Annotated in this window: 13 protein-coding genes; 10 read left to right on the forward strand and 3 right to left on the reverse strand. The window is 62.2% G+C overall.

Features of this window, described 5'->3' with window-relative positions; translation table 11 throughout:
• The first annotated feature begins 129 nt into the window (after positions 1–129).
• The gene (locus ACFSOZ_RS30045; RefSeq protein WP_379104076.1) at positions 130–1659 is read left to right on the forward strand and encodes a hypothetical protein; all 1530 of its coding nucleotides are present in this window, start codon (positions 130–132) and stop codon (positions 1657–1659) included.
• A gap of 10 nt (positions 1660–1669) precedes the next feature.
• On the opposite strand, the gene ACFSOZ_RS30050 is transcribed toward ACFSOZ_RS30045, so the two are convergent.
• Both ACFSOZ_RS30050 and ACFSOZ_RS30055 read right to left on the reverse strand, forming a co-directional pair.
• Positions 1670–2323 carry a hypothetical protein gene (locus tag ACFSOZ_RS30050; RefSeq protein ID WP_379104079.1) on the reverse strand — a complete coding sequence of 218 codons (654 nt, stop codon included), beginning with the start codon at positions 2321–2323 and terminating at the stop codon, positions 1670–1672.
• Positions 2320–2619 carry a DUF3572 domain-containing protein gene (locus tag ACFSOZ_RS30055; protein ID WP_111546380.1) on the reverse strand — a complete coding sequence of 100 codons (300 nt, stop codon included), beginning with the start codon at positions 2617–2619 and terminating at the stop codon, positions 2320–2322. Before ACFSOZ_RS30055 ends, ACFSOZ_RS30050 begins: the two co-directional genes overlap by 4 nt.
• Before the next feature lie 239 nt (positions 2620–2858).
• Between ACFSOZ_RS30055 and ACFSOZ_RS30060 the strand changes: the two genes are divergently transcribed.
• From ACFSOZ_RS30060 to ACFSOZ_RS30100, 9 genes are all read left to right on the forward strand, one after another.
• Positions 2859–3215 (forward strand): response regulator, encoded by a 357-nt coding sequence (locus ACFSOZ_RS30060; protein ID WP_281035958.1) that lies wholly within the window; start codon positions 2859–2861, stop codon positions 3213–3215.
• Between the two features lie 33 nt (positions 3216–3248).
• The gene (locus tag ACFSOZ_RS30065) at positions 3249–4622 is read left to right on the forward strand and encodes a PleD family two-component system response regulator (protein WP_379104081.1); all 1374 of its coding nucleotides are present in this window, start codon (positions 3249–3251) and stop codon (positions 4620–4622) included.
• Between the two features lie 547 nt (positions 4623–5169).
• Entirely contained in the window at positions 5170–6666 is a 1497-nt protein-coding gene (locus tag ACFSOZ_RS30070) for an FAD-dependent monooxygenase (protein WP_379104082.1), read from the forward strand.
• A 115-nt stretch (positions 6667–6781) separates the two neighbouring features.
• Complete coding sequence (locus tag ACFSOZ_RS30075; RefSeq protein WP_379104084.1) at positions 6782–7516, forward strand: FadR/GntR family transcriptional regulator; 735 nt, start codon at positions 6782–6784, stop codon at positions 7514–7516.
• Positions 7513–8700 (forward strand): PLP-dependent transferase, encoded by a 1188-nt coding sequence (locus tag ACFSOZ_RS30080; RefSeq protein WP_379104086.1) that lies wholly within the window; start codon positions 7513–7515, stop codon positions 8698–8700. Before ACFSOZ_RS30075 ends, ACFSOZ_RS30080 begins: the two co-directional genes overlap by 4 nt.
• 29 nt (positions 8701–8729) lie before the next feature.
• Entirely contained in the window at positions 8730–10007 is a 1278-nt protein-coding gene (locus ACFSOZ_RS30085) for an ABC transporter substrate-binding protein (RefSeq protein WP_379104088.1), read from the forward strand.
• A gap of 238 nt (positions 10008–10245) precedes the next feature.
• Positions 10246–11169 (forward strand): carbohydrate ABC transporter permease, encoded by a 924-nt coding sequence (locus ACFSOZ_RS30090; protein ID WP_379104090.1) that lies wholly within the window; start codon positions 10246–10248, stop codon positions 11167–11169.
• Positions 11169–12017, forward strand: a complete 849-nt coding sequence (locus ACFSOZ_RS30095) for a carbohydrate ABC transporter permease (RefSeq protein WP_379104092.1) — start codon at positions 11169–11171, stop codon at positions 12015–12017. The genes ACFSOZ_RS30090 and ACFSOZ_RS30095 overlap by 1 nt, the downstream gene beginning before the upstream one ends.
• Positions 12018–12021: 4 nt before the next feature.
• Positions 12022–13089: an ABC transporter ATP-binding protein gene (locus tag ACFSOZ_RS30100; RefSeq protein ID WP_379104094.1), complete on the forward strand. Its 1068-nt coding sequence runs from the start codon at positions 12022–12024 to the stop codon at positions 13087–13089.
• A gap of 73 nt (positions 13090–13162) precedes the next feature.
• On the opposite strand, the gene rpmG is transcribed toward ACFSOZ_RS30100, so the two are convergent.
• Positions 13163–13330: a 50S ribosomal protein L33 gene (rpmG, locus tag ACFSOZ_RS30105; RefSeq protein WP_006201775.1), complete on the reverse strand. Its 168-nt coding sequence runs from the start codon at positions 13328–13330 to the stop codon at positions 13163–13165.
• Positions 13331–13334 lie beyond the last annotated feature (4 nt).

Consider the following 13334-nt stretch of genomic DNA (forward strand, 5'->3'; position numbering starts at 1 on the left):
TAATTTCATACCAGACGAATGAAGCGTTCCTTCCAAAGCGCATGCGCCTTAGGTTTTGTTTTTTGCATGTCGTTCTCCCAAACCGGGGTCCCGTTTGGGCGACAGCATTAGGTCAAACGGAGAATTCACGTGAACCGTGCCCTGCCATTCGTTTTCCTTCTTGCGTTGAGCGCGCCTGCTTTCGGCCAGACCGTCGATGGCCAGGGTGCGAAGCAATTGTCGGAGGACCTGTCCCACTATGTCGGCAAACAGGCGCTCGACAAAGGCATCCTGAAGGTCTCGGCCGAAGGCGATGCCTACAAGATCGTGTTTGATTTCAAGGCGCTTGTCGGGTCACTGCCCGAGCAGAAGCTGCTCAAATTCGACGTTGCGCCCTATGCCCTGATCGTCAAGCCGCGCAGCGACGGATCCTGGGATGTCTCGATGGATTTTTCGCAGAGCGCCTCCTTCGAGTTCAACGGGCCCGAAGGTCTGCAAAGCACGCAGTTTTCGATCAAGGACGGCAAGGGTTCAGGCGTCTACGACCCCAATCTGGCGGCCTTCACCAGCGGCACCAGCTCGATGGCCGGCATGACGATGGCATCGAAGGATGCCAAGCAGCACGTGGAAGCAAGCGCCGGGGCCGCCACTGCGACGATCGCTGCGACCAAGTCCGCGACTGGCGGCGTCGATTTCACAACCTCGCAAAAGGTGTCAAACTTTGTCGAGTCGATCAATTTCGACGATCCCGAAAGCGGGCTGAAATTCCCGGTCAACGTCAAATCGCCGGAACTGTCGGTCGAGGCCAGCGGCACGGGCGTGCGGACCAAGCCGCTGCTCGATCTCCTGGCATTTGCGGTGGCCAATGAAGACGAGGCGACGCTGAAGGCAAACCAGGCGCAGCTCAAATCGCTTCTGCTTGCCGCCTTGCCGGTTTGGGAACATGTCGAGGGAACCTACGGCTTCAAGGATTTCGCGGTGGAAAGCCCGGTCGGCAATTTCGGCGCGACGCAGCTCAGCACCGCGTTCGGGTCCGACGGCGTCGCCCAGAACGGCAAGATCACCTATGGCATCAAGGCATCGGGGCTGACCGTGCCGCAGCAGCTTCTGCCGAGCTGGAGCGTGGCGCTGCTGCCCACCGACATCGACCTGAACTTCGGCGGCGCCAACATCGATCTCGACAGTATGGCGAAGAAGGCGATCGAAGCCTTTGATCTCAATCAGGATCCGCCGCTGTCCGCTGATTTCGGCGACAAGCTCAAAGCCGACTTCATGGCCAAGACGCCGAAGGTCGTCCTCGGCCACAGCACCGTGAAGAACAAGGATACGGAGATCTCTCTGGAAGGTGAGATGACTTTCCCTGGCGAAAAGCCGGAGGCAAGCGTGACGGTCGATGTCACCGGCTTCGACAAGCTTGTCGACGGCCTGCAGACGGCGGCGAAGTCGGAACCGGAGGTGGCGCAGTACGTACCTGTCGCTCTCATGGTGAAAGGCTTTGGCAAGACGCTGCCAGATGGACGCATCGAATGGGTCGTCAACGCCAAGGCCGACGGTTCGGTGATGGTCAACGGCGTCATGGTCAAGCCGGCCGATCCGGCCGTGGACGACAGCGTCGATGATGAGGGCGGGGACGATGACAGCGGGGCCGATAGCGGGGCGGGAGCGAAACTGAACCCTTGAGGGCTGGTTTCTACAATCCGAGCGCACTCGCGATCAGTGGCGCGGCTTCATGCCAATCCTCGACGACAACGATGTCGTCCGGCACCGGCGGCAGGAAAGCGCGCAGCGAATTGTCGGCCATCAGATGGAACAGACTGGCGTCGGCGACCGATTCCCTCACTGACGCCAGATTGTGAGGCTGGTCGTCGACGAAGACCACCGGCCGGCCGGTCTTGCCGCGAAGCCTAGCCACCGCCGGTCCCTTGGCCATTTCAGTGGTCAGAAGCGGGTAGCTCAGCTCGAGAGCATCGAGGTGAGCGCGCCGCACGGCACGATGCCTGTGCGGCATGGCCGTCAGCAGAATAATCTCGGCGCGATCGCCCAGTCCCGCCAGGGCATCCGCGGCGCCGTCGGTGATGCTCTGCCAGTCGGCTTGGGCGTCAAAGAAATCGCCCAGAAGTGCCGTGACTTCGGGCTGTTCGATCAGGCGACCGCTCGCCGTCTCGGCGATGTTGCCGGTCAGGCGGAACGAGGCCAGCGTCAGGCCGAAACCGCGCGCCTTGAGGAAATGCGGGAAGGGGCGGATGAATTCGAGCACGACGTCGTCGACGTCGAGCACCAGCAGCGGACGGTCGTCGGCCGCCAGTTCCTCGATCTGGCGCGCGGTTTCGGGATCATCGCTCATATGGAATGCTCATGGTTGTCGTCGCCCAGCGGCAGCGCCCGCAAGGCCTTGCCGACAGCGGCCGGCGGCGTGCCGGTTTCCTCGGCAAAGCGCATCAGCGTCGGCTCGTGGGCGAGAATGAACTGCAGGACGCCGGCCAGGAATCCCGGTTCGCCGGCAGCCTTGCGGATCGAATGCGCCTCGATGCCGGTGATCGCCAGAAAGCGCGGCAACAGCTCCGGATCGGAGGCGACGAAGCCCAGGGCCTTCACGGCAATGTTTTCCGCTTCTTCGCGCATTGACGCTGCGTTTGCCATCACTACCTTTGGTGTGTGGAATGAGTCTCTCCCGCAGTAATGGCAAGAGATGCTTGCGGCAAGCCATTAGTGCGGCGCCCGAGGTGGAACCCAGACAGGCTTTTCGCACGGTGGATTTCCGTTTCGTCAATCATATTGCCGTAAAGTGAAGCAGGGTTTGGTGCGTCTTGAGCTGGACGCATTACGGTCGCCTTCGAGCGGAAGGCGGTCGGGACGGGATATCGATGCCGAAGAAGGTCATGATCGTCGAGGACAATGAGCTCAACATGAAGCTCTTTCGGGACCTCATCGAAGCAAGCGGTTACGAGACCGTGCGCACCCGCAACGGTTTGGAAGCGCTCGATCTGGCGCGCCTGCACCGGCCTGATCTCATCCTGATGGATATCCAGCTGCCTGAAGTTTCGGGGCTGGAGGTGACCAAATGGCTGAAGGAGGATGACGAACTGCACGTCATCCCGGTCATCGCGGTCACTGCATTCGCGATGAAAGGCGACGAGGAACGCATCCGCCAGGGTGGCTGCGAGGCCTATATATCCAAGCCGATCTCGGTGCCGCGTTTCATAGAAACCATCAAATCCTATTTGGGTGATGCGTGATGTGCCCTTTAAGCCGAGCCGGAGCTTTATGACATGACTGCACGGATCCTCGTCGTCGACGATATCCCTGCCAATGTGCGGCTGCTGGAGGTTCGGCTGCTGGCCGAATATTTCGAGGTGCTGACCGCCACGAACGGGCCAGATGCCATCGAGACATGCGAGAACGGCAAGGTCGATGTCGTGCTCCTCGACGTGATGATGCCCGACATGGACGGCTTCGAGGTCTGCCGGCGGCTGAAGAGCGACCCGGCGACATCGCACATTCCGGTGGTGATGATCACCGCGCTCGACCAGGTTTCCGACCGCGTGCGCGGGCTCGAGGCCGGTGCTGATGATTTCCTGACCAAGCCGGTCAACGACCTGCAGCTGATGACGCGCGTCAAGAGCCTGGTCCGCCTGAAGTCGCTGACCGACGAGTTGCGGCTGCGCGCCTCGACGACGCGCAACATCGGCATCGAAGAGCTTCTGAGCCGCAATTTCGCCTCCGAGGACACGACGCCGAAAGTGCTGTTGATCGACGAGCGCACATCCTCGGTCGAGCGCATCCAGAAGATGCTGCGCGACCGCGCCGACCTCGACGTCACCAGCGATCCGCATGCCGGCTTCTTCCAGGCCGCCGAGACGTCCTACGAATGCGTGATGATCTCGACGGCCTTTGCCAATTTCGATCCGCTCCGGCTCTGTTCGCAGTTGCGTTCTCTCGACCGCACCCGTTTCGTCCCGATCATCCTGCTGGCGGAGGCGGGCGAGGAAGAGCGCATCATCCGAGGCCTCGAGCTCGGCATCAACGACTATCTGATGCGGCCTATCGACCAGCAGGAACTGACGGCGCGGTTGCGTACCCAGGTGCGCCGCAAGCGCTACAACGACCAGCTGCGCGCCAGCGTCACCCAGACCATCGAAATGGCGGTGACCGACGGGCTGACCGGGCTGCACAACCGCCGCTACCTCGATAGCCATCTGCAGACGCTGTTCGATCGTGCCGTGGCGCGGCGGCGGCCGCTGTCGGTGATGATCACCGACCTCGACCGCTTCAAGTCGATCAACGACGCGCACGGCCATGACGGCGGCGACGAGGTGTTGCGGGAATTTGCGCGACGGCTGCGCAAGAATGTCCGCGGCATCGACCTTGCCTGCCGCTTTGGCGGCGAGGAGTTCGTCGTGGTGATGCCGGACACCGACGGCACGGTGGCCGAGAAGGTGGCCGAACGGATTCGTGCCGAAATCGCCCAGGCGCCTTTTGCCATCGGTCCTGACGGCAAGACGATCGAGGTCACCGTCAGCGTCGGCGTGTCGTCGGTGCTGAAGGGGGTGGACACGGTGGCGGCGCTGATGAAACGCGCCGACCTCGCGCTCTACGAGGCCAAGAGCGGCGGCCGCAACCGCGTCGTCGCCAAGGCGGCGTGACCGTCCAGACAAGATTATCCAGTCAACCCGACAGGGTTACCCGTTTACCTTAATCCAAGTGATTCCCGAGCCTTGGTTAAGAAATGGTTGATTTTCATAAGCTCTTGCGCAAGTGTACTGGTCAAGACGAAGCCGGCACGAGGGTAGACAACCGGCTCGATCTCCAGAATACCCCATGATGCTCAGGTCCGCCGCATCTCCTGGGTCCGTGGGGTCGGCCGGCCGGCGCTGGCACATAGTGGCCTCCTCGTACCGCTGCCAACCGCCGACCGGCCCCCTCCTTTCCAAAAAAACATCAGAGCTCCGTGCCAAGGCACGGAAGACTCTGCGTTTTGCCTGAAAATCCGGATATCGTTTTTGGGGCCGCGACGGCGCTAGCCGATCCGCACCTACCGTCTGCGCGACAAGCCTGTTCGCGGCAGCCGACTATGAAGGGGAATTGTACCCCTCCATTTCATACATATGGCGCACAAGGGGCTTGCGGCAAGACCCGGCTCCTCCCGTAGAACCGCGACCCAGCCAAACGCGGGGAACGGGAGTGACGATAATGATTTCAGATCATGCGGTGGTGATCGCTGGGGGCGGTCCGACGGGATTGATGCTGGCGGGTGAACTGGCGTTGGCAGGGGTCGACGTCGCCATTGTCGAACGACGGCCCGACCAGAAGCTTGCCGGCCTGCGCGCCGGCGGCCTGCATGCCCGGACCATCGAGATGCTCGATCAGCGCGGGATTGCCGATCGGTTCCTCGAGCAGGGCCAGTTGGGCCCGGCCTTGGGCTTCCACATGATCCGTTTGGATATCAGCGACTTCCCAACCCGGCACAACTATCTGTTGGCGCTGCGGCAAAACCACATCGAGCGCATCCTGGCCGAATGGGTCAGCGAGTTGAAGGTGCCGATCTATCGTGGACACGAGGTTGCAGGGTTTACCCAGGACAATAGCGGCGTCGATATCGAACTGTCCAACGGCCACCGTTTGCAGGCGGAATATCTGGTCGGCTGCGATGGAGGCCGCAGCACCATTCGTAAGACGGCTGGTATCGAGTTCGCCGGATGGGATCCGACGACGAACTGGATGATCGCCGAGGTCGAGATGTCGGAAGAGCCGGCATGGGGCTTTCGCAGCAACGCCTTCGGCATTCATGCCTTGGGTAAAATCGAGGAGGGCGGACGGGTAGGCGTCGTATTGACCGAGCCGCGATTGAAGACCAGCGGCGAACCCACGCTGCGCGACCTCAGCGAGGCGTTGGTTGCCGTCTACGGTACCGACTACGGGGTCCACAGTCCGATCTGGCTCTCGCGCTTCACCGACATGACGCGGCAAGCCGCGACTTACCGCGACAGGCGCGTGCTGCTGGCGGGCGATGCCGCGCATATTCACCCGCCGATGGGCGGGCAGGGCCTCAACATCGGCGTGCAGGACGGGGTGAACCTGGGATGGAAGCTGGCTCAGGTGGTCAAGCGGATATCGCCAGAAAGCCTGCTGGATTCGTACCACGCCGAGCGCTACCCGGTCGCTGCCCGTGTCTTGCAGAACACGATGGCGCAGGTTGCGCTTCGGCGTATGGACGACCGCAGCAAGGCCATGGGCGATATCTTTTCCGAGCTACTCGGCATGGACGAACGGCGCAAACGCATCGCCGCGGAGATGTCCGGGCTGGGTGTCCATTACGACTTCGGCGAGGGGCATCCACTGCTCGGACGGCGAATGCCCGACCTCGACCTTGTGACGGCCGATGGTCCGCTGCGAGTCTTCACCTTGCTGCACGACGCCCGGCCGGTTTTCCTCAACCTTGGAAACGCCGGTGATTTCGACATCGCGCCGTGGGCGGACCGGGTCCGGCAGGTCGATGCCGTGTATTCCGGTGCGTGGGAGCTTCCGGCCCTTGGTTTGGTCGCGGCACCTGTCGCGGTGTTGATCCGGCCCGACGGATATGTGGCCTGGGTAGGGGATGGAACTCATCCGGGACTTGCCGAGGCGCTGAGCGCCTGGTTCGGACCCGCCTGCCGCGGGGCCGCGGGCACAATGAGGCGGCTTGCGTAACCTGTTGAAATGCATCGCGTCGGAACTCGCGGTGGAAAAGCCTGCTGACAACCGATTGACAGGATGCCTCTCATGTGCAGAAATTGGTTGGACCATTGGACCACTTGGAGGAAGCGTGGACCAGAATAGCTTGCCACCCATTCAGACGACGGCGCGCGATGACGCCGTGCTGAAGGCGTTGGTGGGCTTTGTTCGCGCCGAAGCCTTGCAGCCTGGCGAGAGACTGCCAACCGAGCGTATTCTGGCCGAGCGGCTGAAGGTCAGCCGCAACACCGTGCGCGAGGCGCTGACGCGTTGGGAAGGGCTCGGTCTCGTCGAGCGCCGGCAAGGCAGCGGCACCTATCTCAAGGCGGCCGTTTCACACGACATGCTGCATATGCCGCTGACGCTGGCGGGCGGCAATGATTTCACCAGCCTGATGCAGACGCTGGAAATCCGCCGCGCGCTGGAGGCGGAGGCCGCCGCACTCTGCGCCGAACGCGCCAGCCAGACCGACATCGCCGAAATCGCGCGCAAGCTCGACATCATGGAGCACGCGTTCCGCACGCGCGACGGCATGTCGTCGGAAGAGGACTGGGAGTTCCACCAGGCGATCTACCGGGTCTCGGGCAACCCGCTGTTCGAGCAGATCATCGCCGCCATGCACGAGCTGTTCCATCGCTTCTGGGAGCATCCGCTCGGCGTACGCGACTTCGGCCATGCCAGCTTTCCCTACCACCGCACCATTTACGAATGCATCGCCGCCCGCGACCCGCAGGGCGCCCGCGCCGAGGCGCTCAAGCTGATCGCCACCGTCGAGGACGATCTGAAGCGCGGTGCGGCCAAACTCAAACTTTCGAGCCAGACATGAACGAGCATCCATCCGGTTTCGATCACGACTATCTCGCCGAGGCGGCAACGCTCTTGGCGCATGACGAGCCATTCCCGGGCGGTGCGGTTGTGCCGCCAATCTACCAGACCTCGCTGTTCACCTTCGCCAGTTATGCCGAGATGGCCGACACTTTTGCTGGCAAGCGAAAGCAGCCGATCTATTCGCGCGGCGACAATCCGACCGTGATGGAGTTCGAGGCGCGGGTGGCCGCGCTCGAGGGTGCTGAGGCCGCGCGCGGCTTTTCCAGCGGCATGGCGGCGATCAGCGCCACGGTGCTTGCGTTCGTTGGCGCCGGCGAGCGCATCGTCGCGGTGCGCAACTGCTACGGCGATGCCTACCGGCTGTTCGAGCGGCTGTTGCCGCGGCTCAACATCAAGGTCGACTACGTCGATGGCTCCGACCCGGATGCGGTGGCGGCAGCACTTCCCGGCGCCAAGCTGCTTTATCTGGAAAGCCCGACCTCGATGATGTTCGAGCTGCAGGACATCGCGCATCTGACGCGGTTGGCCAAAGAGCAGGGCATCGTCACCAGCATCGACAATTCCTGGGCGACGCCGGTGTTCCAGAAGCCGATCACACACGGCGTCGACCTGGTGCTGCACTCGGCCTCGAAATATCTCGGCGGCCACAGCGACACCGTCGCCGGCGTCGTGGCGGGTTCGGCCGCCCACATCAAGCATATCAACGAGCAGACCTATTCCTATCTCGGCGGCAAGCTGTCGCCATTCGAGGCCTGGCTGCTGCTGCGCGGCCTGCGGACGCTGCCGCTGCGCCTGCCGCACCACATGAAGAGCGGCCTGACCCTCGCCGAACGGTTGAAGGCGCATGCCAATGTCGAGCGCGTCAACCATCCCGGCTATTCGAACCATCCCGGCAAGGCGACGCTGGCCGGTTATGCCGGGCTGTTCTCCTTCGAGGTGACGGACGATATCGACATCCCCGTCTTCGTCGACGCGCTGAAATATTTCCGCATCGGCGTCAGCTGGGGTGGGCATGAAAGCCTGGTCGTGCCTGCCAAGGCGTCGCTGGAGCAGACACCTGGACTGAATTCGATGGCGCGCTTCGGCGTCAGCCCCCGAACCATCCGCTTCAATGTCGGATTGGAAAGTGTCGAAGATCTCTGGGCGGACGTCGCCCAAGCCTTCGAAAAAGCCAGAAAATAACAAGCGGGTTCAAAATGGGAGTCTTGAACATGAAAAAACTGACCGTCATGCTTGCCACCGTTGCGGGGCTGGCGATTTCCGCCGGAAGCGCTGTGGCCGATTCGACCCTGAAAATGGTCGAAGTCATCACCAGCCCGCCGCGCACCGAATTCCTGAAGAAGCAGATCGCCGAGTTCGAAACCGCCAATCCCGGCATCAAGGTCGAGCTGATCTCGCTGCCCTGGGGCCAGGCTTTCGAAAAGTTCCTGACCATGGTGCAGGCCGGCGACACGCCCGACATTGTCGAGATGCCGGAACGCTGGATGGGCCTCTATGCCAACAACGCCCAACTCGAGGATCTCGGCCCCTACATGGCCAAATGGGACGACGCCAAGACGCTCGGCGACCGCGCCAAGCAGTTCGGCTCGACGGTCAACAACACCCAGTTCATGATCCCGTACGGCTACTATGTGAACGCGCTGTTCTGGAACAAAAAGCTGTTCAAGGAGGCTGGCCTCGACGGCCCGCCGGCGACGCTCGACGATTTCATCGCCGATTCCAAGAAGATCTCGGCACTGCCCGGCAAATATGGCTACTGCCTGCGCGGCGGTCCGGGCGCCTTCAACGGCATGCACATGTTCATGAACATCGCCGCCGGCAAGGGCGGCTATTTCAACGAGGACGGCACGTCGACCATCAACGACGAAGGCTCCGTGAAAGGCCTGCAGATGCTGGCCGACATGTACAAGGACGGCCTGGCGCCGAAGGATGCGGTGAGCTGGGGCTTCAACGAGACGGTCACCGGCTTCTACTCCGGTACCTGCGCCATGCTCAATCAGGATCCGGACGCGCTGCTCGGTATCGCCGACAAGATGAGCGCCGACGATTTCGCCGTGGCGCCATTGCCGGTCGGGCCGAGTGGCAAGTCCTATCCGACGCTCGGCTATGCCGGCTGGGCGATGTTCGCCAACTCGCAGCACAAGGACGACGCCTGGAAGCTGATGGCAACGCTGCTCTCGCCCAAGGACAATCTGGAATGGGCCAAGGAAGTCGGCGTCGTCCCGATCCACAACGGCGCCGACCAGGACGCTCACTTCAAGACCGAGCAGTTCAAGGGCTGGTTCACGGAGCTGAGCGACACCTCCAAATATGAAATGGTGACGCCGCCGACCCATCTGGAGAATCTCGGCAATTTCGTCGACCAGGTTGCGATCAAGAACTTCCAGGAAGTGCTGCTTGGCCAGAAGACGGCCAAGGACGTCGCCGACCAATGGGCTGCCTTCCTGACCAAGGAACAGCAGGACTGGCTGGCGAAGAACAAGAAGTAGCTCTTCTTCCTTCTCCCCGTTTCACGGGGAGAAGGTGGCCCCGATAGGGCCGGATGAGGGGCGGCACAGGCTTCCGCCAAGTTGGCGCTGCCTCTCATCTGCCTGCCGGCTTTCGTCGCTCGAAAAGCCAAGCAATTGGCTTTTCGTCCGCTGCGCGGACCGCTCCACAACTCCCCGAGAACGGGGTGAACGGCGCTTTTCACCAGCCCCAACGCTTCTTGGAGCCGATCCACAGCCAATGACCTATGCCGTGTCCGAAATACGATCCGCCAGCAAGCCGCGTCGCAGGTGGCTTTCACACGCCGCTATCGAACCCTGGCTCTATCTCAGCCCGGCAATCATCCTTCTGGTCGTGGTGCTTCTGGTGCCGCTGGTGATCGGTATCAGCTACTCCTTCCGCAAGTTCTCGGCCTTCAAGTCGGAATATGTCGGGCTCGGACAATATCAGGCGATGTTGTCGGATCAGGTGCTGGGGCAGGCGCTGGTCAATACGCTGTGGTGGACTGTCGCCAGCCTGTTCTTCCAGTTCTTCCTCGGTCTCGGCCTGGCGCTGCTGCTCGACAAGCCATTCCCGGGCCGCAAGGTGGTGCAGGCCCTGGTGTTCCTGCCTTGGGCGGTGCCGTCCTTCCTGTCGGGTCTGACCTGGGCCTGGCTGTTCAATCCGATCATCGGCCCATTGCCGCATTGGCTTTTCGCGCTGGGGCTGAAGGCCGAACCGACCAATGTTCTGTCCGATCCTTCAACCGCCATGTGGGGGCCGATCGTCGCCAATATCTGGTTCGGCATTCCGTTCTTCGCCATCACAATGCTGGCGGCGCTGAAGTCGATCCCGTCGGAATTGCATGAGGCGGCGGCGATCGACGGCGCTTCGCCATGGCAACGCTTCACCAAGGTGACGCTGCCGTTCCTGGCGCCGACCATCGCCATCACCGTGATGTTGCGCACGATCTGGATCGCCACCTTCGCCGACCTGATCTTCGTCATGACCGAGGGCGGGCCTGCCGGCTCGACCAACACGGTGCCGGTCTACATCTATGTCAGCGCCTTCAAATCGCTGGACAAGGGGTATGCCTCGGCGGTGGCCGTGCTGCTGCTCGTCCTGCTCATTGCCTATGCGATCGCATTGATCGGCATCCGCCGCTCCCTGGTGAGGCACGTCTGATGATCGCAGGACGCTCAACCTCGCAGCGGTTTTTCGGCAGCGTCGGCCTCTACGCCGCTATCGCCGCCTATGTGATATTCGCCCTGTTCCCGATCTACTGGACGCTGAAGATCTCGGTCACGCCGGAGCGGCTTCTCTATTCCGAAGGCATCACCTTCTGGCCGTCGCACATGACGTTGCAGAACTTCGTCACCGTGCTCGAGGCCACCGATTTCCCGCGCTATTTCCTCAACAGCGTCATCGTCTCGGTCTCGACGGCGGGACTGGTGACCGTCATTGCCACGCTCGCCGGCTACGCCATGTCGCGCTTCACCTTTCGCGGCAAGGCGGCGCTGGCGCTGATGTTGCTTTTGACCCAGACCTTTCCGCTGGTGATGGTCATTCCGCCGATCTACCGCGTCATGGGGCAGATCGGCCTGATCAACAGCCTGACCGGGCTGATCATCATCTACACCGCCTTCAACACCGCCTTCGCCACCTTCCTGATGCAGTCCTTCTTCGACGGCATCCCGAAGGACCTGGAAGAGGCGGCGATGATCGACGGCTGTACGCGCGCCCAGGCGATGCGCAAGGTGATCGTGCCGCTGACGCTGCCTGGCATGGGAGCGACGCTCGGCTTCGTCTTCACCGCCGCCTGGAGCGAGCTCCTGTTCGCGCTGATGCTGATTTCCAGCGACGACCAGAAGACCTTCGCGGTCGGCCTGCTCACCTTCATCGGCAAGTTCGCCGTCGACTGGGGACAGATGATGGCGGCGTCGATCCTGGCGCTGATCCCGGTCTGCATCTTCTTCGCCTTCCTGCAACGCTATCTCGTCACCGGCCTGACCGCCGGCGCCGTCAAAGGATAGATCGATGGCCTCTGTTACGCTCGAAAAGGTCCGCAAGGATTATGGCTCCGTCCGCGTCCTGCACGCGGTCGACCTTGAGATCGCTGATGGCGAGTTCGTCGTCCTGGTCGGCCCGTCAGGCTGCGGCAAGTCCACGCTTTTGCGCATGATCGCCGGGCTGGAGGAGGCTTCCGGCGGCGAGATCCGCATCGGCGAGCGGCTGGTCAACGATGTCGCGCCGAAGGACCGCGACATCGCCATGGTGTTCCAGTCCTACGCGCTCTATCCGCATATGGATGTGTCGAAGAACATGGGTTTCAGCCTGATGCTGAAGAAGGCCGCGAAGCCGGCCATCGACGCGCGGGTGGACGGTGCCGCCAAACGGCTCGGGCTCGACACGTTCCTGCAACGCCTGCCGCGCCAACTGTCCGGCGGCCAGCGCCAGCGCGTCGCCATGGGCCGCGCAATCGTGCGCGATCCCAAGGTGTTTCTGTTCGACGAGCCGCTGTCGAACCTCGACGCCAAGCTGCGCGTCCATATGCGCGCCGAGATCAAGGCGCTGCACCAGCAGTTGAAGACCACCTCGGTCTACGTCACGCACGACCAGATCGAGGCGATGACCATGGCCGACCGCATCGTCGTCATGCATGACGGGCTGATCCAGCAGGTCGGCGCGCCGCTCGATCTCTATGACCATCCGACCAACATGTTCGTCGCCGGCTTCATCGGCTCACCAGGCATGAATTTCCTGCCGGCGACGGTTCGAAAGGGCGATACGTCGGAGGCTGTGCTGGCCGATGGCCAGGCGCTGCGCCTGCCGGACGGAATACCGCTGAAGGACGGTGACGTCATCACCATTGGCCTACGGCCCGAGCACATCAGGCTGGCCGATGACGGCGCACTGCAGGGCGAGGTTGGGGTGGTGGAGCCGCTCGGTCTCTCGACGCAGTTCTACGTCACGTTGGCCGGCCAGCAGCTTTGCGTCTTTGCCATGGGCCGTGCCGGCGTGAAGTCTGGCGATTTGGTCCGGTTGTCGGCCGATCCGGCGTCGCTGCATTTGTTCGACCCGAAAAGCGGCGATCGCATCGGATAAGGGCCTGCGGCCAACCATGAAAACAAAAACGCCGCCCATTGGGCGGCGTTTTGGCATTTTCGGAGAAACCAGATTACTTGATCTTGGTTTCCTTGAATTCGACGTGCTTCTTGGCGACCGGGTCGTACTTGCGGAACGACAGCTTGTCGGTCTTGGTACGGCTGTTCTTGCTGGTCACGTAGAAGAAACCGGTGTCGGCGGTCGACAGAAGCTTGATCTTGATGTTTGCGGCTTTGGCCATGATC

This window comes from Mesorhizobium newzealandense, from assembly GCF_042682145.1.
GTDB classification, from domain to species: domain Bacteria; phylum Pseudomonadota; class Alphaproteobacteria; order Rhizobiales; family Rhizobiaceae; genus Mesorhizobium; species Mesorhizobium newzealandense.

Coding starts and splice junctions, on each gene's coding strand:
- ACFSOZ_RS30050 (WP_379104079.1), bottom strand. CDS start 2,323: ATGAGCGATGATCCCGAAACCGCGCGCCAGATCGAGGAACTGGCGGCC.
- ACFSOZ_RS30055 (WP_111546380.1), bottom strand. CDS start 2,619: ATGGCAAACGCAGCGTCAATGCGCGAAGAAGCGGAAAACATTGCCGTG.
- ACFSOZ_RS30060 (WP_281035958.1), top strand. CDS start 2,859: ATGATCGTCGAGGACAATGAGCTCAACATGAAGCTCTTTCGGGACCTC.
- ACFSOZ_RS30065 (WP_379104081.1), top strand. CDS start 3,249: ATGACTGCACGGATCCTCGTCGTCGACGATATCCCTGCCAATGTGCGG.
- ACFSOZ_RS30070 (WP_379104082.1), top strand. CDS start 5,170: ATGATTTCAGATCATGCGGTGGTGATCGCTGGGGGCGGTCCGACGGGA.
- ACFSOZ_RS30080 (WP_379104086.1), top strand. CDS start 7,513: ATGAACGAGCATCCATCCGGTTTCGATCACGACTATCTCGCCGAGGCG.
- ACFSOZ_RS30085 (WP_379104088.1), top strand. CDS start 8,730: ATGAAAAAACTGACCGTCATGCTTGCCACCGTTGCGGGGCTGGCGATT.
- ACFSOZ_RS30090 (WP_379104090.1), top strand. CDS start 10,246: ATGACCTATGCCGTGTCCGAAATACGATCCGCCAGCAAGCCGCGTCGC.
- ACFSOZ_RS30095 (WP_379104092.1), top strand. CDS start 11,169: ATGATCGCAGGACGCTCAACCTCGCAGCGGTTTTTCGGCAGCGTCGGC.
- ACFSOZ_RS30100 (WP_379104094.1), top strand. CDS start 12,022: ATGGCCTCTGTTACGCTCGAAAAGGTCCGCAAGGATTATGGCTCCGTC.
- rpmG (WP_006201775.1), bottom strand. CDS start 13,330: ATGGCCAAAGCCGCAAACATCAAGATCAAGCTTCTGTCGACCGCCGAC.